The organism is Shewanella vesiculosa (genome assembly GCF_009994065.1).
GTDB classification, from domain to species: Bacteria; Pseudomonadota; Gammaproteobacteria; order Enterobacterales; family Shewanellaceae; genus Shewanella; species Shewanella vesiculosa.
In genome coordinates this window covers 227619-248310 of record NZ_JAACSD010000004.1, presented here as the reverse complement: position 1 = coordinate 248310, position 20692 = coordinate 227619, and the positions used below count along the sequence as shown (strand labels likewise).

The following is a 20692-nucleotide window of genomic DNA, read 5'->3' as shown; positions in this document are numbered from 1 at the left end:
TCTGTAGGTTTTTTAGGCTCAATAGTTTGTTAAGCCATTGCAGTGGAGAGCATAAGGGTTATGCTCTCAGCGTTATCGGTGGACACAAATCGATTTCAGCGTCGGCATAAATTGCCGCTAAATGTGCCAGCTCACGGACCGAGTCTAGCTGCACAGGCAGAGTAAAAGCATAACTAAGGCCAAACCAAGGGTTAATAGCAACAGGCTAAGTCAGCTATTTTCTGTAGGCTACCACATGAATAATCAAAGGATCCGCAATGAATTTCAGTGATAAACCTGACCGCAGATGGTCAAAAGCCCATAAATGGGAAAAATACAAAGGTACAGATATATTGCCTATGTGGATTGCTGATACTGAGTTTCGCTGTGCTGAACCTATTTTATCTGCCTTACATCAGCGCATTGATGATGGTCTGTTCGGTTATACCTCACCGGCTCACGATACCGATGCCTGTGAGGCCGTTGTGGCGTGGTGTCAACGTCAATATAACTGGAAGATTGATCCCAGTTGGCTAGTGTGGACTCCGGGTGTAGTGCCGGCGTTTAATGTGGCTCTTAAAGCATATTGCCAAACAGGGGATACGGTTATCGTACAAACACCCAATTATCCTCCTATATTAGCTGCAGCGGGTATTAATCATCTCAACCGAACCTGTATAGGTTCGATAAAAGTGGCAGGGCGCTGGACACTCGATTTTAATGCCTTAGAAGCGGCGGCCGCGGATCCCAAAGCCAGCTTATTTATTATGTGTAATCCAATGAATCCGCTTGGAACAGTCTTAAACCAAGCAGAACTCGACACAATTGCAGCAATATGCACAAAGCATGGCGTCATGCTGTGTTCGGATGAAATACACTGTGATTTAATTTTAGATGACGTGCCACATTTACCTGCCAGTGCGCACCCAGAGTTGGCTGAGCATTCAGTGACATTGATGGCCGCGAGTAAAACCTTCAATATTGCGGGATTAGGTACGTCTTTTGCTATTATTCCCAACGCAAAATTAAGAGCAGCCTTTAACCATGCCGCCCGTGGAATTATGCCATCGGTCACTGTGACAGGCCTTACTGCCACCAATGCAGCCTTCAGACATTGTGATGAGTGGCATCAACAACAAGTGGCTTATTTAACAGAAAATCGCGATTATTTAGTCACTGAAATTAACAAAATCGACGGTTTAAAAGCTATCGCACCCGCGGCAACTTTTTTACTCTGGGTTGATGCCAGCGGGTTGCAAGTTACCGATACGCAAGCCTGGTGTGAAGCCAAAGGTGTCGGCCCATCAGCGGGCAGAGACTTTGGTGATAAAGACTGTTTTCGCTTGAACTTCGGCTGTTCACGAGATTATTTAGTCGAAGCCATTAAAAAACTGCAGGGCAGAGACGTTTAACCGCCGGCAAAACTTTTGTTTTTTTACGGGTAATATCCATATAAAGTAAAAAAATTGACCCTTCATCCAGTAGTTACTCGTATAAATGTAGAATAAGAATTAAGGGAACGTGTTCCACGATGACATTACCTATACAAAACGCTCAAGAAATGGCTAAACGATCGACAACGTTTGTTGACTCTGGAGCATTGCGCAGAACCCCTAAACTCAACAGTGGCACCGTGGATGATAAGCGCCAAGAAATAGCGCTTTACTTCACCAACACCTTTGATACCTATACGCAACTGTTTGATTGTTTGCGCGATGATGCCGGTTTTTATCAAAAACCTATCCCCTTGCGCCACCCGCTTATTTTCTATCTTGGGCATACGGCCACTTTTTTCATCAACAAGCTACTATTGGCAAAGCTGATACCTGATAGGATTAATCCTCATATGGAATCAATTTTTGCGGTGGGTGTTGATGAAATGAGCTGGGATGATCTGTCTGAAGACAGTTATGACTGGCCCAGTGTTGCTGCGGTAAAAGACTATCGCGCTAAAGTACGTGCCACAGTATTAACATTAATTGATACCTTGGACCTGGTGCTACCCATTGATTGGGACAACACCTGGTGGCCTATCGTCATGGGTATTGAGCATGAGCGTATCCACCTTGAGACGTCATCGGTACTCATTCGCCAACATGAATTGGCCAAAGTCCAGCCATTACTTCAGTGGCAAGCTTGCAAAGATACTGGCCAAGCTCCAAAAAATAAACTTATCAGCGTTGCCGCTGGCTCAGTAAATCTTGGCAAATCACTTGATAGTGTCTTCTATGGCTGGGACAACGAATATGGCCAACATCAGGCAGAGGTCGCTGAATTTAAAGCCAGCCAATATTTAGTCAGTAATCAGGAGTTTCTCGAGTTTGTTGAGGACGGTGGATATGAGCAAAATCGTTTCTGGAGCGATGAAGGCCTGGCTTGGCGGCAATTTACTGAGGCGAAACACCCAGCATTTTGGCGTTGGCATAATGGCTGGTATTTGCGCTTGATGACGGAAGAAGTTGATATGGCTTGGGACTGGCCTGCTGAAGTTAACTACCATGAAGCGAAAGCGTTTTGTGAATGGAAAACAGTAGTAACCGGGCAACAAATTCGCATGCCAACTGAAGACGAATGGTATCGCTTGTGTGCACAAGCGGGCGTCGAAGAGTTGGGGAATAGTGCCGCCAATGCTAACTTGCATCTTGACCATTTTGCCTCATGCTGCCCGGTAACGCGCTATCAACATGGTAATTGGTTTGATGTAGTGGGCAATGTATGGCAATGGACCGAAACGCCGATTTACCCGTTCGATAACTTTAAAGTACACCCATTGTATGACGATTTCACCACGCCAACTTTTGATGGTAAACACAACCTGATCAAAGGTGGCTCATGGATTTCAAGTGGTAATGAAGCACGCCTTAGTGCACGTTATGCATTTAGGCGTCACTTTTTGCAGCATGCAGGATTTCGCTATATTGCCTCTGAAGTGGAGGCAACGTCTCATAAGGCTTACTACGAAAGTGACCAGTTGCTGTCAGAATATGCAGAGTTTCACTTTGGTGACACCTGGTATGGCGTAGATAATTTCCCTAAAGCCTTAGCTGATATTGCACTTGAGGCAATGAAGGGTAAACCCACTGTTAAAGCCCTTGATCTAGGCTGTGCCTGTGGCCGAGCAAGTTTTGAGTTGGCGCGTCAGTTCGATGAAGTAGACGGTATTGATTTTTCTGCCAACTTTACTCGCCTAGCGGCTAAAATGGCACAGCAAGGCGCAGTGCGTTATGCCCGAGCGGAAGAAGGCGAATTAGTGAGCTATCATACTCGAACCCTGCAAGAACTAGGGTTGGAAGCTTATGCAAACCGTGTCGCATTTCATCAAGGTGATGCCTGTAACCTCAAACCCCAATTCACTGCTTATGATCTAGTGCTAGCAGCTAATTTGATTGATAGGCTCTACCAGCCAAGCCGTTTTCTGGCGGATATGGCACAGCGCATCAATGATGGCGGTTTGCTTATTATTGCATCGCCTTACACTTGGCTGGAAGAACATACACCCAAGGCAGAATGGATAGGGGGTTTCAAAAAAGATGGTGAAAACTACAGCACGTTAGATGGCTTGAAAGATCAACTATCAAGCCACTTTAAGTTGATCGGTGAGCCGCGTAAAGTGCCGTTTGTGATCCGTGAAACTCAGCACAAGTTTCAGCATACCTTGTCTGAACTTACGGTTTGGGAGCGCTTGCCTCGCTGATAAGCGCCTCAATTTCCTCTGCAATCAATTTGTGGTCTACCAGTTGTTCAAACCAGCTGGTGGCCACAATGTCGCTTTGCAATCCAAGCAAGGTTCCCAGCACTATGCCGCGATGTACGTTGTCGCCGCCTAAGTTAGTATTCACTCGCAGTGCTTGCCAAGGATCATGTTGGTATTTACAGGCCAGATACAAGACCACAGGCCAAGAATCTGAAATATAACATGCCCTTGAAAACACTTGGCCGACTACCTGACTGTCGGGCACATTACGTTTTAACAGACCGGCTAAATGAGTACTCGTTAAGCCTTTACTTGCTTCAAGTAAAAGTGCTTTAGCGCTGGCCTCATCCGGCCCTTCAATCAGAGCACACAAGAGTTGTACGTAGCTATCACACACCTGCATTAAGGATTCATCAGGATGGGTTAAGGCCAGATGCGCTCGGCAGGTAATCTTTATTTCGGCTTCGCTTATGCCCTTAAGTCGTTCTGAAAACACCAAAGGCGCTATGGTTACCAATGCACCAATGGATGCAGTGTCGTGAGTTATCATGCCGCAATTTTCAGGCTTGCGTCCCTGTGCTAAGTTAGCAAAAAATCCTCTATGGTAGGACTCTGCATAAGTATCGGGATGAGCGGCGGGAGTCATTGTCATAAAGTCAATGTAGGCATTAACAAATGCTTGTCGGTCGTAGCGTTGTGGCGAACTCGCCAGAGTGCGCATCAGTACGCGAGCGCAATGGGCGTTAAGGGTATTTTCACCCGCCTGCATGCCTTGATGATAATGCACATTCGGTCTGTCCCAAAACTGCGCCTTATCTTTTAAAATAATATCGCCTATTACTTGCGGCGGCTGATCTTTAGATGCGTGTCCCTTAGACGACCGATCATTGGATTGTCGCCCTCCTTTATGTTTTGAGTGCAATGACATAATAGATGAAGGGTGAAACTCAGGTGCAGCTTCAAAGCGCTGAATACCACCAGTAAAAGCACGCTCGATTTCCATTGGTTGATAATACCAATGCACTGGCATGGCTAAAGCATCAGCAATAAAGCTTGTTTTAAGTGCCCAGGTAACGCGAAGTGGCTGAGAAGGGTTGTGATTCATGGTAATGCCTCTTTCACATGGTAAAAAAAGAATACGTATCTGCATTAGATACAGCAACAATAGATAACCAATGGATAATTTTTACGATGTGAATATTAATTAAAACGTATATGTTCATACTTGATACGTGATTTATACAAAACTAGACGTTTTTTTAAGGCAATAGGTTAAATTTATTTCGCAAGCATAATCTTCACCCCGACAAGTACAACCGCTTTTTGAGTGTGTGGAAGATATAGAGGACGTAACAGATTATGTACAGCAATCTATGATGATATATCTGTTGATTTGGCTTTTGCTTCGGGGCTAAACCATTGCGGCTAAAAGATGAAAGGTTTATTTTTGATATCCTGCTTGTTTATAGTTTACCCAATTATCTGTACTGATATACTCAGCTTTATCTCAATTGTTACCATAATGTGTGCCAATGTCTGTAATCACTCCCAACTTACCCCGTAGCCCTAGTTTTTTGCAGTCTCTTATCTGTTTTAGCGTGATTATCATCACCATTGCAGGTGGGCTTTTTGGTCTAGGGATCAGCCTGCATACATTGATGTTCCTGTGTCTGTTGTGGATAGGCCTCAACGCTTTTAGTCTTGGTTACGGCTATATACATATACGTGAGTTGATGACTAACGCCCTCACTAGAGCCATGCCTGCCATCTATATATTTATATTGATCGGCATGGTGATTGCCAGTTTTATGCACAGTGGCACCATCGCCACGCTGATTTATTATGGCCTTAGTTGGCTGAGTCCGAGTTTGTTTCTGGCTGTCGGTTTATTACTGTGCGCCTTGATGTCGCTAGCAACTGGAACATCTTGGGGTACCGTCGGCACCTTAGGCGTGGTTTTTATTGGCATTGGTTCTGCCATGAATATTCCCCTGCCTTTGGTTGCAGGTATGATTGTCTGCGGTGCCACCTTCGGCGATAAAATGTCGCCGATTTCAGATACCACAAACCTCGCCGCTATGAGTGCTGGCACCGATCTTTATCGACATATTTATGCCATGCTGTTCACCACAACGCCGACCTTTATCCTCACTTTTTTAATATTTTTAGTGATCGGATTGAACTATGGCGAGCAAAATATAGACTTGGCAGAGGTCACTTCAATTCAAACAGCACTTGCTAACAATTACAGCCTTACGCCGCTGATCACCTTATTACCCCTGATTTTACTCGCGGTACTGAGCATTAAAAAAGTGCCCGCTGAAGTGACTATGTCATGCAGTATTATACTTGCTGTGTTAATTGCGATTTTTTATCAGCAACAAAGTGCTATCTCTGTGCTAAATGCGCTGTGGGAAAATACGCCCGAATCAACCGGTATTGCCAGTTTAGATGCTTTGCTTGGTCGCGGTGGCATTAGCAGCATGAGCTGGACCTTACTGCTGGCGTTAATGGCTATCGCGCTAGGCGGAATTTTGCACGGCGCGGGATTTCTCAGCGCACTATTAGCCGGTATTATAAAAAGAGTGCAGCGCACCGCCACCCTTATTGCGACGACGATTATGTCCGGCTTCTTAGGTAACATTGCTATGGGTGAGGCTTATATTTCGATTATTCTAAGTTGCCAACTGTTTAAGCCCAAATATGAGCAACAAAATGTAGAGGCAGCCATTCTTTCGCGCTCAGTAGAAGAAGGGGCCACTATGACCACAGGCCTTATTCCGTGGACCACGGCCGGTGCCTTTTATACTGCCACGCTAGGGGTAAACGTACTTGACTACGCACCCTATGCTTTTTTCAACTACCTTAATGCCATCATAGCAGTGGCAATGGCCGCCTTTGGCATTGGTCTTCTCAAACCAAAAACCAAACCTGCGCTGACGTAAAGGAGATTAATCTTATATCAGTGAGTAGGGCTTTTAGGGTTAATACTGTAAATCTGGTCAATGCTTGAGTTGAATCGACCGCTGGGGTGTTTAACATGTATTGTAGAGAATATGGATTATTCCTCTTAAGCGTCACAGTGGCCTTTTTAATATAAAAGGCCTATTTTACGTTTGAAATATACAGGCTAAATAGTCAAACTCAGTTAACGTTAAGGGTGAGTTGTCTTACCTCTCTAGTGGTTCGCCCACTGTTTTAATGATGTTCACATATCCAATAAAATGACGTTAATCCATAACCGAAGAGTTAAATATTAGCGTTCAATAAGCTTAATTAGCGTCACAATGCTAATTTTATCTCTGTCTTTCATGCGGTTTTATGAATCCAATTTAACTCAATAAAGCCTAAAATATCCTCTGTTAAGCACAAGTCTGATTTTGCATAATATGGGTATTTTATAATGTTTATTTTTAATGCTACTAGCTAGACTTCGTCTTCAAAAATGCTTTCAATGGGTAAGTTAAACAATCTGGCAGCTTTAAAGGCTAATGGTAAACTGGGATCAAACTTACCGGTTTCGATCGCATTAATGGTTTGCCTAGAAACATTAAGTAAATCAGCTAGCTGTGCTTGGGTAAAGCCTTGCTCTGCTCGGAGCACTTTTAAGCGATTTTTCATTGGTACTTCCTATGACCTAGAATTATGCCAACTAAATAGCTTAGGCTCATGATAATGACCAAATGTGAAATCTCAGCATGACCGCTTATTAGGTTAGTGGTGTCTAAATTTGAGTAGCTTAAACCAACTATTAACCCCACCCCTAGACTGAGTCCCATCGCATGTAATTGAATTTTTTGCTGTAGCTCATCTAGGCCAAGTAGTTGGCGGCGGTTGGCCATAATCATCCCAATACCAATTATAAAGTTAATCCCAATGGCCAGAGCTGTGATGGCTTGTTGTTGCCACAGATATATTGGGCCAAAGTTTGCTATGGCCATAGTGATCACCCAAGCGAAGGTCCACTTTGCTAAGCGAGCAGTGTTTTGTTTGTTGGCGTTTTTCCAGTCTCGTGGATCTGATTGTGATGACATGATTAATACTCCTTTGGTCGTGTTTGTTTGTCATTAAGTAAAGTAAGCTTGACTTAAGTTAACGCAACCTCACAATAAATGTCAAGCACGCTTTACTTTTAGTCGTGGCTTAAATTGATGATAGAAGCAAAACCCTTAACTAAGCATCACCTTGTGTCATTCGAGTGATGAATGAACTTATTTATGGTTTTTAGCGAATGAATAAATGAATAAATGAATAAATGAGTGATTAAATATGAATGTAAGCGCATAACTGAGGGCACTTTTAGTTGCAAGTTTAGGCGCTATCACACTTACATCATGATGATTTTTGTATAGTGCTAAGTCACTCATGAGCCTCTGTGTATTTATATTGGACTAAAGTGTCGACTATCTTGTTGATATACATAGAAGTGTCTATGAGTATAATCGCCAAATAGCCAGTAAAAATCATTTTAATCAATTCACCTAAATTGAGTAGGACAGCTATCCCCATGATAACTAAAATTATATTAGACACAGATCCCGGTATTGATGATGTATTTGCGATTCTATTTGCCCAAGCGCATCCAGCAATTGAACTAAAAGCGATCACCACGGTTTATGGCAATGTGACCATTGAAAATGCGACCCATAATGCGCTTTATCTTAAGCAAAAATATCAGTTACAGGCTGATATTGTCACAGGTGCGAGTAAACCTATCGTACGATCTCCGCTAGGACCTACAGTAGTTGTTCATGGCGAAGGTGGTTTTGGTGATGTCATGGTTCCTTCTGAGGTCGAGGGGCAAGCGGATCCTCGTCCTGCATATCAATATATTATCGATACAGTAAAAGCCGAGCCAGGTGAAATTACCTTGGTAGCTATCGGTCCGTTAACTAACCTTGCACTCGCGCTTCAGGCTGATCCCACGATTGTTGATTTAGTTAAACAAGTGGTCATCATGGGTGGGGCCTTTGGTGAGAACAATCACAGTGGCAATGTGACTCCATTTGCTGAAGCCAATATTCATGATGACCCTCATGCGGCTGATATGGTTTTAACCGCCTCTTGGCCTGTGGTAGTGATTGGTTTAGATGTCACCGAGCAAAGTTTCTTTACCCGAGAGTATCTTGATAAGTTGCGCGATGATGCTGGTGAGGTAGGCCAGTTTATTTGGGATATTAGCCGGTTCTATTTACGGTTTTACAGTGAAAAAGTTGGCCTCGAGGCTTGCCATGTACACGATCCATCAGCGATTGCCTATGTGATTAATCCAACGCTTTTTACTCTTAGAGAAGGGCCAATACGGGTCGTGACCGATGGAGTCGCTGAAGGAATGACTATTCAGAAATTAGATAGCCGTGTGTATCTGCATGATGAATGGATGAGTAAGCCCTCACAAAAGGTTGGTGTTGCAGTAAAAAATCTCGAGTTGTTGGAGTTATACCGCAGCAGTATCATCGAATATGCCGCACGCTTGAAACCATCCAGTTAGTGAATTAACGTAAAAGTGCAGTTGTATTTACTCAGATAACGGTGCTGTTATTGGCTGTTTTGTGCCGGCTGAGCCACTGCGATGTAAAAATTGCATAGCATGCAGACTCGTTATATTGGGTGTAACCCTCGCGACTTTTAGTTAGACGTTAGCTTATGCTGCAACGAGGGAGGCTAAGCGTTATGTGCTGGCCTCCATAGCGCTGAAGACTAACCGCCCAAATGCTAATACTAGCGCTGTAAATGAATTTCCTTCACAGGACATGGGATAGTAATGTTTGCTGCCGTTAGCGCCTTCATAATAGCTAAGTTAGTGTGATATTTTTCTTCATAGTAACGTTGTGTTGGCACCCAATAGCGTACGCCAATCTCAATACCGATAGCATTAAAGCCATTGATGCCAACCAAGGGTTTCTTTTCTTGATAAATCGCAGGTGAGGCGGCTAGTACAGCGTTTATTAATTGGATAATGTGATCGGCATCGGCTTGATAATCAATATTAAATTTATTCTCAACCAGCTTATAAGCGAATGAGTTATGTAAAATCTCGCCAATAATATGTTTGTTGGGGATGCTGATCTGCTCACCTTCTTCATTCGTTAAAATGGTTTGGCCTAATTTTATTGTCTCGACAACACCACTAACATCCTTAATTTCAATGGTATTGCCCACCACAAAAGGGCGGGTAACAATAATTGTAACGCCAGCAGCATAATTAGCTAGCATGCCCTGTAATGCCAAGCCTGCACCTAGAGAGGCGGCACCAATTGCAGCCACCATAGGTGTTACGCTAATTCCCAGTTTGCCTAAACAAATTACCGCGACCATTACGATAATGATTATTCTGACTAAGTTTGAGGCAAAATTACTGAGGGTGATATCAATGTTATGTTTTTGCAGTTGAGCGGCGACTATGCTGGCAGCTTTACTGGCAAGCCAAAGCCCCAATAAGAAAATAATAATTGCGCCTGCGATTTGAAAACTATATTCAATGACAAACTCAGTGATGAGACTATAAACATTTTGCAGTTGTTGGAGCTCTTGATCTAAACTGGGTTCGTTCATTTAATGTTCCTTATTGAAGATCATTGAGTTGATATCAACCTAGATAATAACAACTTTTCATACTCAGGGCTAAATCTGAGGCGAGTGTAAAAGCCATCATAGTGAAATATTTTACTGGCTTCATGCGCATTATCTTCACGAATGACTATACTTTTAGGCACAAAAGCGAATCAATTATGCGGATAAGTGGGTTGGCAATTTAGACATTTTGATTAAATTGCTTTAAAGAATAAAAAACTACACTTTCTGCATAAAAATTCGTTGCGTAATGATTAGAAATATCGTTTACTGCGCATGTTTTTACACAATAGCATTGACACTTTTTTCGCCCAACTAACAGGAGGCACTGGCCTAATGAGCCAATTTCAATCGATTGATGTTGCAGATTATTATGACAAGGACACGTTTGACCGCATTAAGGCATTTGCTGAAGATAAGCCAACGCCATTTGTCGTTATTGACACCCAAATCGTTGCGAAACAATACGATGATATGGTTACCAATTTTCCTTTCGCAAATATTTATTATGCGGTTAAGGCAAATCCGGCCAAAGAGATTTTAACTTTATTGCGAGATAAAGGTTCAAACTTTGATATTGCATCCATTTACGAACTTGAAATGGTGACGTCGATAGGCGTTTCTACTGATCGTGTTAGCTACGGCAACACTATTAAGAAACGTGTAGATGTTCGCTCTTTCTATAAGCAAGGCGTTCGTATGTTCGCTTCAGATTCTGAAGCTGATTTACGTATGATTGCTGAAGAAGCCCCAGGTTCAAAAGTATATGTACGTATTTTAACTGAAGGTACCCACACCGCTGACTGGCCTTTATCGCGTAAGTTTGGTTGCCAAAATGAAATGGCTTATGACTTATTAGTGTTAGCAAAAGAGTTAGGCTTACAACCTCATGGTATTTCGTTCCATGTAGGTTCACAACAACGTGATATCGGTGCGTGGGATTCTGCTATCGGCAAAGTAAAAAGTATCTATGACCGTTTAAAAGAAGAACATGGCATCGTACTTAAAATGATTAACTTAGGTGGTGGTTTTCCTGCTAACTACATGGATAAAACTAATGAGTTAGGCATTTATGCACAGCAGATTAAGCATTTCCTAGAAGAAGATTTTGGTGATGAATTGCCTGAAATCATTTTAGAACCGGGTCGTTCATTACTTTCAAATGCCGGCGTATTGGTGTCTGAAGTGGTCTTGATTTCACGTAAGTCGCACACCGCTTTAGAGCGTTGGGTATTTACTGATGTGGGTAAATTCTCTGGTTTAATTGAAACCATGGACGAAGCCATTAAATTCCCTATCTACACTGACCGCAGAGGGGAGTTAGATAAGTGTGTGATTGCCGGACCAACCTGTGATAGCGCTGATATTATGTACGAGCATTACAGTTATGGTTTACCGGTTGATCTTGCTATTGGTGATCGCATGTATTGGTTAACTGCAGGTGCTTACACCACCACATACTCGGCAGTCTGTTTTAACGGTTTTCCGCCACTTAAAGATTATTACCTTTAACTGATTGGTTTTAGATATCATTCTTTGTAAGACAAAAGGACGCTAGTGCGTCCTTTATTTTTATCTGTGACCTGAACTTAGTTTTATTCCTGATGGCTTTTTAACATCTCAAATATTTGTTCTTTAAGATGTAATCGCTTAGTTTTCATTAGTTTTAGCTCTGGTGTAGCATCGCTGCTACTGTGTTTTTCTAATTCGGTAATTTCTGCATCAAGCTGATTATGTTCATTAAATTTTTTTAAAAAATGATTATCAGTTGTTTTAAGTGTTGTAATTAAATCTCGGTACTCTGGAAACATACGTGACTCCTTATAAGTTAAGTTGACAATGCCGATCTCATATCGAACAGATTAATGGCATTATGGTAATTGACATTGATTGTATAAAATCATGAGTCCCTGCAGCAGTATCAACAGCTCTTCCAAAGATGGCATATATTAAAGCGACTATTGTATGTGCCTGACAATCTGTGATGGTGGTTAGCTTCAGCCTAGAATCATTGCTGTTAGGTTAACTTGATGTAAATCACGTTAATGCTTTTTGGGTTAGATAAATAGATTGTTGTTTATGCCTGTCCTCCATTATGCTGAAGTCCATGTATTTGGTGGGTTATGGTCATTTATTAGTAATAATTTAACGAATCAATATTATCTATTATGAATTTATATGTGATCAAGTTAACCTTATCGTTCGAAAGACTAGGTTAAAGTCTGTGATATAAGAATTTAATATTCAAAAATGAAAGGGGTTTTCATAATGTCCGATGTATTTCACTTAGGATTAACTAAAAAAATGTTAGATGGCGCAACCTTAGCAATCGTTCCTGGTGATCCAGAACGTGTTAAGCGAATTGCCGAGCTAATGGACAATGCAACATTCTTAGCAAGTCATCGTGAATATACTAGCTATTTAGCTTATATCGATGGCAAAGCTGTGGTTGTTTGTTCAACAGGTATCGGCGGACCATCAACGTCTATTGCAGTTGAAGAATTAGCACAACTAGGTGTAAGAACATTCTTGCGCGTAGGTACCACTGGCGCCATTCAACCAAACGTCAATGTAGGTGATGTTATTGTCACCCAAGCTTCTGTGCGTTTAGATGGTGCGAGTTTACATTTTGCACCGCTTGAGTTCCCAGCTGCAGCAAACTTTGAATGTACTACAGCTATGGTAGCAGCATGTCGTGATGCAGGTGTAGAACCACATGTTGGTATCACGGCTTCTTCTGACACCTTCTATCCAGGTCAAGAGCGTTACGATACTGTGTCTGGTCGCATTACTCAGCGTTTTGTTGGTTCTATGAAAGAATGGCAATCAATGGGCGTGCTGAACTATGAAATGGAATCAGCGACACTATTTACTATGTGTGCGACTCAAGGTTGGCGTGCAGCATGTGTTGCGGGTGTTATTGTTAACCGTACACAGCAAGAAATTCCTGATGAAGCAACAATGAAGAAAACTGAAGTGAGTGCCGTTTCTATTGTTGTCGCAGCAGCGAAAAAATTGCTAGCGTAAGTTAACGCTTTTAATCAGCGATTACGTAAAAATACGTATTAAAAAAGGTGCCCTAGGCACCTTTTTTGTTAGCTGATTATTATCAATTGCTACGCGGATTAGAAATGATATTGTGCAATGATTGAATAGGTATTTTGATCAATACCAGCAACACCATATTTACTCTGCCAGTAATCATATTCAAAACCGACTAGCAGCTGGTTTTGTTTGTGATCACCAAATAAACTTTTGCCTAAGTCATATTTGATTTGCGGATTAATGTGTAGGTTTTCGTCATAGCCGTTATTGTCGGCAGAAAATACCCAATCAATAAAACCATCAACAATTATATTGGCATTACCGATAGGCATGTCGATTCTAAATACTGGGGTGAATTGCCAACCATCACTGATATTACCATTGCTTATAGCATCACGGCGGTAGGTGTTTAGCTGTAAGTAGCTAAAAAATGGTACGTCAATATCTAAACCAATACCATAAAGCATGCTGTTAACTGGGCCTTCACCTTCTTCGAAAGTCAGTGCTAAAGAGACATCTTTTATCGCACCAAAGCCAACTGGCTGACCTAATATTTTGCTCGCACTAAAACGCGGTGAAATTTCGCCATAAGTGGTGCTATCAACACCGTTATTATTGCCATTAAAATTAATAAAATCTTGGAAGACAAACCAATCGCCATATTTCCAGCCGCCAGCGGTTTCCAGCGTAATAGTGGTTTGCCTTTCTGATGGTGCTAAGTCATAGTTTTCGCCATGCAAGACAGTTGCGCTAACATCCCACCATTGCACTAAATCATCAGCAAAAACATTTTGAGAAAGTATAAGTGTTGCTAATAGGCAGATTTTTTTCATTTTTCTTCCGGTTAGTTAAGTGGCCAAGTTCGCCATAATGGAGCATTTTAGAGTTAATTGTAGCTCGCTTGAGTGTAAATTTGTGAGCTATTATTTCTGTTGGTGCACAATGGGGCGCAATATATTCAATATTGTGATAAATCACAATTAAAACTGAGCCAAATATACAGATTTCATTGTTTTCGTGGTTAATATAATAATGTAATGCTTAATAACACTGCCAATATGATGTGACACACAGCGGTGATATGTTTGCACTGTTATGGTGAAGGGGACGTGTCATTTTTATACTGGTCACTGAGGCTTAATTCACTAGCTATATAAGTTAATGTTTTTACTTTATCTGCAGACAATGTTGAGTTGATGAGGTGCGTATCATATTTAATAAAACAAGTTAATTGACATAATATGTCGCAATGGTTCATAAAGCTGTTATAGTAAATTTAAGGTCATTCTCATTGTATGGAGGATAATATGGAATTTTCAAATCCCATTGCAGTCTGGCTAGTACTTGGGCTGTTATTAATGCTCTCGGAAATTGTCATTCCTGGGGGCATTGTTATTTTATTGGGTGCGGCTTGTGTTATCGTCGCATCAGCACTGGCTATTGGCATTGTCGAAGGCTTGGTGCAAAGTCTGACACTATGGTTTATGGCCTCTATGGTGCTGTTATTGAGTTTTCGTCATGTGACCCAACGTTTGGTCGGAGGGGATTCTCATGTGGATAATACCGACGAAGAAGTGGACCTCTATAACCAGGTCGCTATCGTAAAGCAAGCCATAGGCCCAGGTCAAAAGACCGGTAGAATTAGCTGCTTAGGCTCTAATTGGACTGCATTAGGTGATGGTACTCTGATAAAAAAGGGCACCAAAGTTAGGATTATTTGTCGGGATAATATTGCTTTTGTTGTTGAGCCTATAATTGATTCAGTATAGTGATTTTGAGTATTGTGATTTGTACTTAACCAACATTTTTATTTAATAAACTAATAATATAGTGCTGTGATAGCTATTAAGCGTCATCTAGGAAAGTCAGATTAAAAGGGAGCAGATATGTTTGTGTTAACCATTGTTTTTTTATTTGTATTATTCATTTTGTACAAATTAATGTTAATCGTGCCAATGCGAGAAGTACATGTCATTGAGCGTTTAGGTAAGTTCCGTACCGTACTCGAGCCAGGGTTTCATTTTCTTGTTCCGTTTGTCGATCGCGTTGCTTATCGACACGACACGCGTGAAGAAGTGCTTGATGTGCCACCACAAAGTTGTATTTCAAAAGATAACACCCAATTAGAGGTTGATGGCTTGGTCTACCTTAAGGTGATGGACGGTAAGCTTGCCAGTTATGGTATTGAAAATTATCGCCGTGCAGCAGTTAACTTAGCGCAAACCACTATGCGTTCAGAAATTGGTAAGCTGACATTGACACAAACGTTTTCAGAGCGTGACAGTTTAAATGAATCGATTGTGCGTGAAATTGATAAAGCATCCGATCCTTGGGGGATCAAAGTCTTACGCTATGAAATAAAGAATATCTCACCTTCGCAAAAAGTGATTCATACCCTTGAAAAACAAATGGAAGCTGAGCGTCGTAAGCGAGCTGAAATCACCTTAGCCAATGCTGAAAAAGCGGCAATGATTAATATGTCGCAAGGCGAACGCCAAGAAGCGATTAATTTATCTGAAGGTCAAAAACAGAAACGTATTAATGAGGCTTTAGGTACCGGACAAGAAATTTCGATTATTGCTAATGCCAAGGCTGAAGGCATGGAAATGATCTGTAAATCTTTAACGGTTAATGGTGGCAATGATGCAATGAATATGCTGTTAAAAGAGCAGTTTATTGGTCAAGTTGGTAAGATTTTATCTGAAGCTCAAGTCTCAGTGGTGCCTGCAGAAATGGCTAAGTTAGAAGGCTTTTTTGAAGGCATGGAACAAGTGACTCATGCCGTATCCAATTCATCAGAAAAAGGAGCACGCTAATGTCGTTTAATGGAATTGATACCGATCTTATCGTGATGGCGATTTGGGGCATTATTTTTGCTATCTTTGTGCTGAAATTATTTCAATCTATTTGCCTGGTTCCGACAAAGTCAGCTTATATTGTTGAGCGTTTAGGTAAATATCACAGTACTTTAGATGCAGGCTTCCATGCTCTGATCCCCTTCTTTGATAAAGTGGCTTATATCCACGACTTAAAGGAAGAAACCATTGATGTACCGCCGCAAGAGTGTTTTTCCAGTGATGAAGTGAATGTTGAAGTGGATGGGGTGATTTATATTTCGGTTACCGATCCCGTTAAAGCCAGTTATGGTATTACTGATTACCGTTATGCTGCTATTCAGCTAGCCCAAACAACAACACGTTCAGTGATCGGAACCCTAGATCTAGATCGCACCTTTGAAGAGCGTGATGTGATTTCAGCTAAAGTGGTGGAAGTGCTCGATGAAGCTGGTTCTATGTGGGGGATTCGCGTTCACCGTTATGAGATTAAAAATATTACTCCACCTGAAACGGTTAAAAATGCCATGGAAATGCAGGTGAATGCCGAGCGTGAGCGCCGGGCATTGCTGGCTAAAAGTGAAGGTGATAAGCAAAGCAAAATTAACCGTTCAGAAGGTGTGATGGCGGAAACCATTAACCGCTCTGAAGGTGAAATGCAACGCCGTATCAATGAGGCCGAAGGTAAAGCTCAAGAGATTTTGACGTTAGCTAAAGCGACGGCTGAATCAATTGAGCGCTTAGCTGTGGTGATTTCATCTGAAGGTGGGCAAAGTGCTTTGCGGATGCAACTCGGTGAGCAATATATGAGACAACTCGATGGCTTAAGCAAACCTGATAGCCGCATTGTGTTACCGGGTAACTTAGTGAATTTTGAATACTGGATGGACAGTATTGGCTTGAAAGACGATCAGAAATAGTGATCTCGGTTAAGCGCTCTTGATCGCAGGGCAGTGAACATTGACACAAAAAAGGTTAGCAAATTCGCTAACCTTTTTTTATGGCTTATTACATATTACCGTGAGTTGTTTAGTACTCTAATTCGCCGCCATTTCGGTAAACAAATGCTCGCAAAAGGCTTTGGCCACGGAAGATTGAGGGCTTTTGGTGGAGTATACCAAGCTGATATCAGCAAAGCCGATGCTGTGTTGCGGTAAAATGTTAATCAATTGCCCCAGCTCGACAGCTTCATCAGCGATCACATGTGGCAACAATGCGATACCCGCTCCCGCTAAACAGAAGTGATACAGGGAGTTAAAATCACTGCAAATAACTTTGTAGTGCGTGGGCACATTAGCGTGTTGAAAATGCCAAGTTTGCTCAAGTTGGCCATGGGCATCTCTAAAGCCCAATAAAGAGTGATATTGCAGATCATCGGTATTCTCTATCAGTGATGATTTTTCTAAATAACCTGGGCTAGCATAGATTTTACGCTCGAAGGTTGTCAGTTTATGAACCGCAAGGTTGGCCCCATTGACCTCATTAGCATCAATAATCACATCGAGTCCCAAGCGATTGAGCTCTTTGCTGCCAGCGGAGACAATTAATACTTCTAATTGCACTTGCGGATAAGCATGAATGAAACGAGCGATATATTTATCCATAAGCTTGTCGACAAACGGCAGTAAGCCAATGCGCAACTTGCCTTGCACTTCGTCATGACGATGTTTGAACACATAACCAGCATGATTTAATTGATTTACTAAAGGTTCGATTTGAGCAAGGTATTGCCGACCCGCGGTGGTTAAAGTCATTACTCTTGTGGTGCGGGTAAATAAAGGTGCCCCGAGCTGTTTTTCTATTTCCCCAATACGACGACTGACTAATGCTCTGCGAGTATCAAAAGATTTTGCAGCTTTAGAAAAACTGCCTAACTTTGCTACCGCAATGAATAACTCTAAATCTTTGATATCCAATATGACAACCTATACAGCTCATGCTGTGGGTAATAAATGCATTTTTAATCGGCTTGAGTATTAACAAGGATAGTAAACAGGTTACTTAAAATAAATGGTCCTAAACAAGCACAATTACCCAGCTTATTTACCACAAGTATAAAAAATCAATCTACTGTTTTTAGTCATCTATTTAGTGCGTTTTAGCAACTATCAGAGCTATTGGCTAATACTAAAATTAATTAACACCTTTATTTGTATAGTAATTTTCGCTTACGACTTTGTCAATTTAGGCCTCATTGTCGCAGTTAAACATCACAACCCGATGATTTTAGTGGCTTTGATATTACTCCGCTGACTAGATTATCTCAGCCAGAGCAGTGAATTGTTGTTATAAAATAGCTGAAGTATTGCACGCCATTAAGCCGCTATTTAAGATATAATGTCCCGCAGATTTCTGGGAGGAAGAATGGACGTATCATCATTATTAGACGGCCTAAACGATAAGCAGCGTGAGGCAGTCGGCGCGCCACTTTCAAATATGTTGGTGTTAGCGGGTGCCGGTAGCGGTAAAACCCGTGTATTAACTCATCGTATTGCGTGGTTAATGCAAGTAGAACAACAAAGTCCATATTCTATTTTGGCAGTGACCTTTACCAATAAAGCCGCGGCAGAAATGCGTGAACGGGTTGAAAAGGTTGTGGGCACAAACATGGGGCGCATGTGGATAGGTACATTCCACGGTTTAGCTCACCGCTTACTTCGCACTCACTATCAAGATGCCAATTTACCGCAAAGCTTTCAGATTATCGATTCAGACGATCAGTTGCGTTTATTAAAACGTATTCTTAAAAGCCTTAATTTAGATGAGAAGCAATATCCTCCTCGTCAGGCCCAAGGCTATATTAACGGTAAAAAAGACCAAGGTTTACGCCCTAAGCATATTGATGCGGGTGGTTTTCCGATTGAGCAAAATTTACTGAATATTTATAAGGTTTACCAAGAGTCTTGCGATCGCGCGGGCTTGGTCGACTTTGCTGAGATTTTATTGCGTGCTCACGAGTTATGGCTCAATAAGCCACACTTACTTGCCCATTACCAAGAGCGCTTCCGTCATATTTTAGTCGATGAGTTTCAAGATACTAACGCGATTCAATATGCGTGGATCCGGGTGTTAGCGGGTAATACTGCTAATGTGATGATAGTTGGTGATGACGATCAGTCAATTTACGGCTGGCGTGGTGCGCAAATAGAAAACTTACATCGTTTCTTAAAAGATTTTTCCGGTGCGACTACCATTCGTTTAGAGCAAAATTATCGTTCAACCGCGAATATTTTGAATGCTTCTAACGCGGTTATCTCTAATAACCCTGACCGTCTGGGCAAAGAGTTATGGACTGAAGATAAAGATGGTGAGCCGATTTCGGTTTATTGCGCCTTTAATGAGATGGATGAAGCCAAGTTTATTGTCGGTCGCATTAGCGACTGGCATGACAAAGGCGGTAGTTTGAGCGAATGCGCTATTTTATATCGTTCAAATGCGCAATCACGGGTATTAGAAGAGGCTTTTTTACACAAAGGGTTAGCGTACCGTATTTACGGTGGTTTACGCTTTTTCGAGCGCCAAGAAATTAAAGATGCGATGGGCTATATGCGTCTGATTAATAACCAAAATGATGATGCGGCATTTGAGCGTGTGGTGAATACCCCTGCTCGTGGTATCGGCGATCGTACTTTGGATATTATCCGCTCAACCGCAAGACAGCATGAGCTGACTCTGTGGCAAGCTTGCGTGAGTTTAATTGAAGAAAAGGTCCTTGCTGGACGTGCGGCTAATGCCATCAATGGCTTTATGGAACTGATTATTGCAATGCGTACGGATACGGCAGATATGTTGCTGTACCGTATGGCAGATAGCGTGATTGATCGTTCTGGCTTGCGTACCATGTACGAGGCTGAAAAAGGCGAGAAAGCCCAAGCGCGAATTGAAAACTTAAATGAATTAGTCACAGCCGCGCGCAGTTTCGAAATGCCTGAAGAGCTTGAAGACATGGGCGAGTTAAATGCCTTTTTGTCTCATGCTGCATTAGAAGCTGGCGAAGGTCAGGCTGATGCCTTTACCGATGCCGTTCAGTTGATGACTTTGCATTCTGCAAAAGGGCTTGAGTTTCCAATGGTGTTTATGGCGGGCGTTGAAGAAGGATTATTCCCGAGCAAGATGGCATTAGACGAAGGCGATCGTTTAGACGAAGAACGCCGTTTGTGTTATGTCGGTATGACCCGTGCCATGCAAAAACTGTATATCAGTTATGCTGAATCTCGTCGTATTTACGGTCGTGAAGATTATGCCAGCCCATCGCGCTTCATTAATGAGATTCCTGAAAAGTTTGTTGAACAAATTCGCATTCGTGCGCAGGTCACGCCATCAATTAGTCAGCGTTTCCCTGCTCGTGCAGCAGCGGTTACTGTAACTAAAAAACCTCATGGTTTTAATGATACAGGCCATAAAGTGGGTTCTAAAGTGAAGCACTTTAAGTTTGGCGAAGGGGTTGTGACTAGCTTTGAAGGTTCTGGTGAAAAAGGCCGTGTACAAGTTAATTTTGTCGATTTTGGCAGTAAATGGCTGTTAGTGTCATTAGCAAAATTAGAGCGTTGTTAAGGTGTTTCGCTGG

At 42.0% G+C, this 20692-nt stretch carries 17 protein-coding genes; 10 read left to right on the top strand and 7 right to left on the bottom strand.

What is annotated here, in order from left to right:
• Positions 1 to 257: 257 nt before the first annotated feature.
• Entirely contained in the window at positions 258 to 1391 is a 1134-nt protein-coding gene (locus tag GW828_RS03365; RefSeq protein ID WP_273057891.1) for a MalY/PatB family protein, read from the top strand.
• Between the two features lie 119 nt (positions 1392 to 1510).
• Positions 1511 to 3673 (top strand): 5-histidylcysteine sulfoxide synthase, encoded by a 2163-nt coding sequence (gene ovoA / locus GW828_RS03360; RefSeq protein ID WP_273057892.1) that lies wholly within the window; start codon positions 1511 to 1513, stop codon positions 3671 to 3673.
• On the opposite strand, the gene GW828_RS03355 is transcribed toward ovoA, so the two are convergent.
• On the bottom strand, positions 3645 to 4778 hold the full coding sequence (locus GW828_RS03355) for an ADP-ribosylglycohydrolase family protein (protein ID WP_273057893.1): 1134 nt from the start codon (positions 4776 to 4778) through the stop codon (positions 3645 to 3647). The two genes, ovoA and GW828_RS03355, sit on opposite strands and share 29 nt — an antisense overlap.
• Before the next feature lie 427 nt (positions 4779 to 5205).
• Between GW828_RS03355 and nhaC the strand changes: the two genes are divergently transcribed.
• Positions 5206 to 6618, top strand: a complete 1413-nt coding sequence (nhaC, locus tag GW828_RS03350; protein WP_182741603.1) for a Na+/H+ antiporter NhaC — start codon at positions 5206 to 5208, stop codon at positions 6616 to 6618.
• A gap of 481 nt (positions 6619 to 7099) precedes the next feature.
• On the opposite strand, the gene GW828_RS03345 is transcribed toward nhaC, so the two are convergent.
• Complete coding sequence (locus GW828_RS03345; RefSeq protein ID WP_124015105.1) at positions 7100 to 7294, bottom strand: helix-turn-helix transcriptional regulator; 195 nt, start codon at positions 7292 to 7294, stop codon at positions 7100 to 7102.
• Positions 7291 to 7707: a hypothetical protein gene (locus tag GW828_RS03340; RefSeq protein WP_124015104.1), complete on the bottom strand. Its 417-nt coding sequence runs from the start codon at positions 7705 to 7707 to the stop codon at positions 7291 to 7293. The genes GW828_RS03345 and GW828_RS03340 overlap by 4 nt, the downstream gene beginning before the upstream one ends.
• A 473-nt stretch (positions 7708 to 8180) precedes the next feature.
• Here GW828_RS03340 and GW828_RS03335 point away from each other — a divergent pair, with 473 nt between their 5' ends.
• A complete protein-coding gene (locus GW828_RS03335; protein ID WP_273057894.1) occupies positions 8181 to 9164 on the top strand; it encodes a nucleoside hydrolase in 984 nt (327 codons plus the stop codon).
• A gap of 230 nt (positions 9165 to 9394) precedes the next feature.
• Here the strand turns inward: GW828_RS03335 and GW828_RS03330 are convergent, their stop codons facing one another.
• The gene (locus GW828_RS03330; RefSeq protein WP_124015102.1) at positions 9395 to 10228 is read right to left on the bottom strand and encodes a mechanosensitive ion channel family protein; all 834 of its coding nucleotides are present in this window, start codon (positions 10226 to 10228) and stop codon (positions 9395 to 9397) included.
• A gap of 354 nt (positions 10229 to 10582) precedes the next feature.
• Here GW828_RS03330 and GW828_RS03325 point away from each other — a divergent pair, with 354 nt between their 5' ends.
• On the top strand, positions 10583 to 11758 hold the full coding sequence (locus GW828_RS03325; protein ID WP_124015101.1) for a type III PLP-dependent enzyme: 1176 nt from the start codon (positions 10583 to 10585) through the stop codon (positions 11756 to 11758).
• Between the two features lie 83 nt (positions 11759 to 11841).
• On the opposite strand, the gene GW828_RS03320 is transcribed toward GW828_RS03325, so the two are convergent.
• Positions 11842 to 12057 carry an HP1242/YdcH family protein gene (locus GW828_RS03320; protein WP_124015100.1) on the bottom strand — a complete coding sequence of 72 codons (216 nt, stop codon included), beginning with the start codon at positions 12055 to 12057 and terminating at the stop codon, positions 11842 to 11844.
• Positions 12058 to 12514: 457 nt separating this feature from the next.
• On the opposite strand from GW828_RS03320, the gene udp reads away from it, so the two are divergent.
• On the top strand, positions 12515 to 13273 hold the full coding sequence (gene udp / locus GW828_RS03315; protein ID WP_124015099.1) for a uridine phosphorylase: 759 nt from the start codon (positions 12515 to 12517) through the stop codon (positions 13271 to 13273).
• A 98-nt stretch (positions 13274 to 13371) separates the two neighbouring features.
• On the opposite strand, the gene GW828_RS03310 is transcribed toward udp, so the two are convergent.
• Positions 13372 to 14124 carry an outer membrane protein OmpK gene (locus GW828_RS03310; protein ID WP_124015098.1) on the bottom strand — a complete coding sequence of 251 codons (753 nt, stop codon included), beginning with the start codon at positions 14122 to 14124 and terminating at the stop codon, positions 13372 to 13374.
• A 474-nt stretch (positions 14125 to 14598) separates the two neighbouring features.
• On the opposite strand from GW828_RS03310, the gene GW828_RS03305 reads away from it, so the two are divergent.
• The 3 genes from GW828_RS03305 to GW828_RS03295 all read left to right on the top strand — a co-directional run bounded on the left by GW828_RS03305 (position 14599) and on the right by GW828_RS03295 (position 17045).
• On the top strand, positions 14599 to 15060 hold the full coding sequence (locus GW828_RS03305; protein WP_124015097.1) for an NfeD family protein: 462 nt from the start codon (positions 14599 to 14601) through the stop codon (positions 15058 to 15060).
• A gap of 117 nt (positions 15061 to 15177) precedes the next feature.
• Entirely contained in the window at positions 15178 to 16107 is a 930-nt protein-coding gene (locus tag GW828_RS03300) for an SPFH domain-containing protein (RefSeq protein WP_182696734.1), read from the top strand.
• On the top strand, positions 16107 to 17045 hold the full coding sequence (locus GW828_RS03295; protein WP_124015095.1) for an SPFH domain-containing protein: 939 nt from the start codon (positions 16107 to 16109) through the stop codon (positions 17043 to 17045). The genes GW828_RS03300 and GW828_RS03295 overlap by 1 nt, the downstream gene beginning before the upstream one ends.
• Positions 17046 to 17162: 117 nt before the next feature.
• Here the strand turns inward: GW828_RS03295 and GW828_RS03290 are convergent, their stop codons facing one another.
• Entirely contained in the window at positions 17163 to 18041 is an 879-nt protein-coding gene (locus GW828_RS03290) for a LysR family transcriptional regulator (protein ID WP_182741600.1), read from the bottom strand.
• A 448-nt stretch (positions 18042 to 18489) separates the two neighbouring features.
• On the opposite strand from GW828_RS03290, the gene uvrD reads away from it, so the two are divergent.
• On the top strand, positions 18490 to 20679 hold the full coding sequence (gene uvrD / locus GW828_RS03285) for a DNA helicase II (RefSeq protein WP_124015093.1): 2190 nt from the start codon (positions 18490 to 18492) through the stop codon (positions 20677 to 20679).
• Positions 20680 to 20692 lie beyond the last annotated feature (13 nt).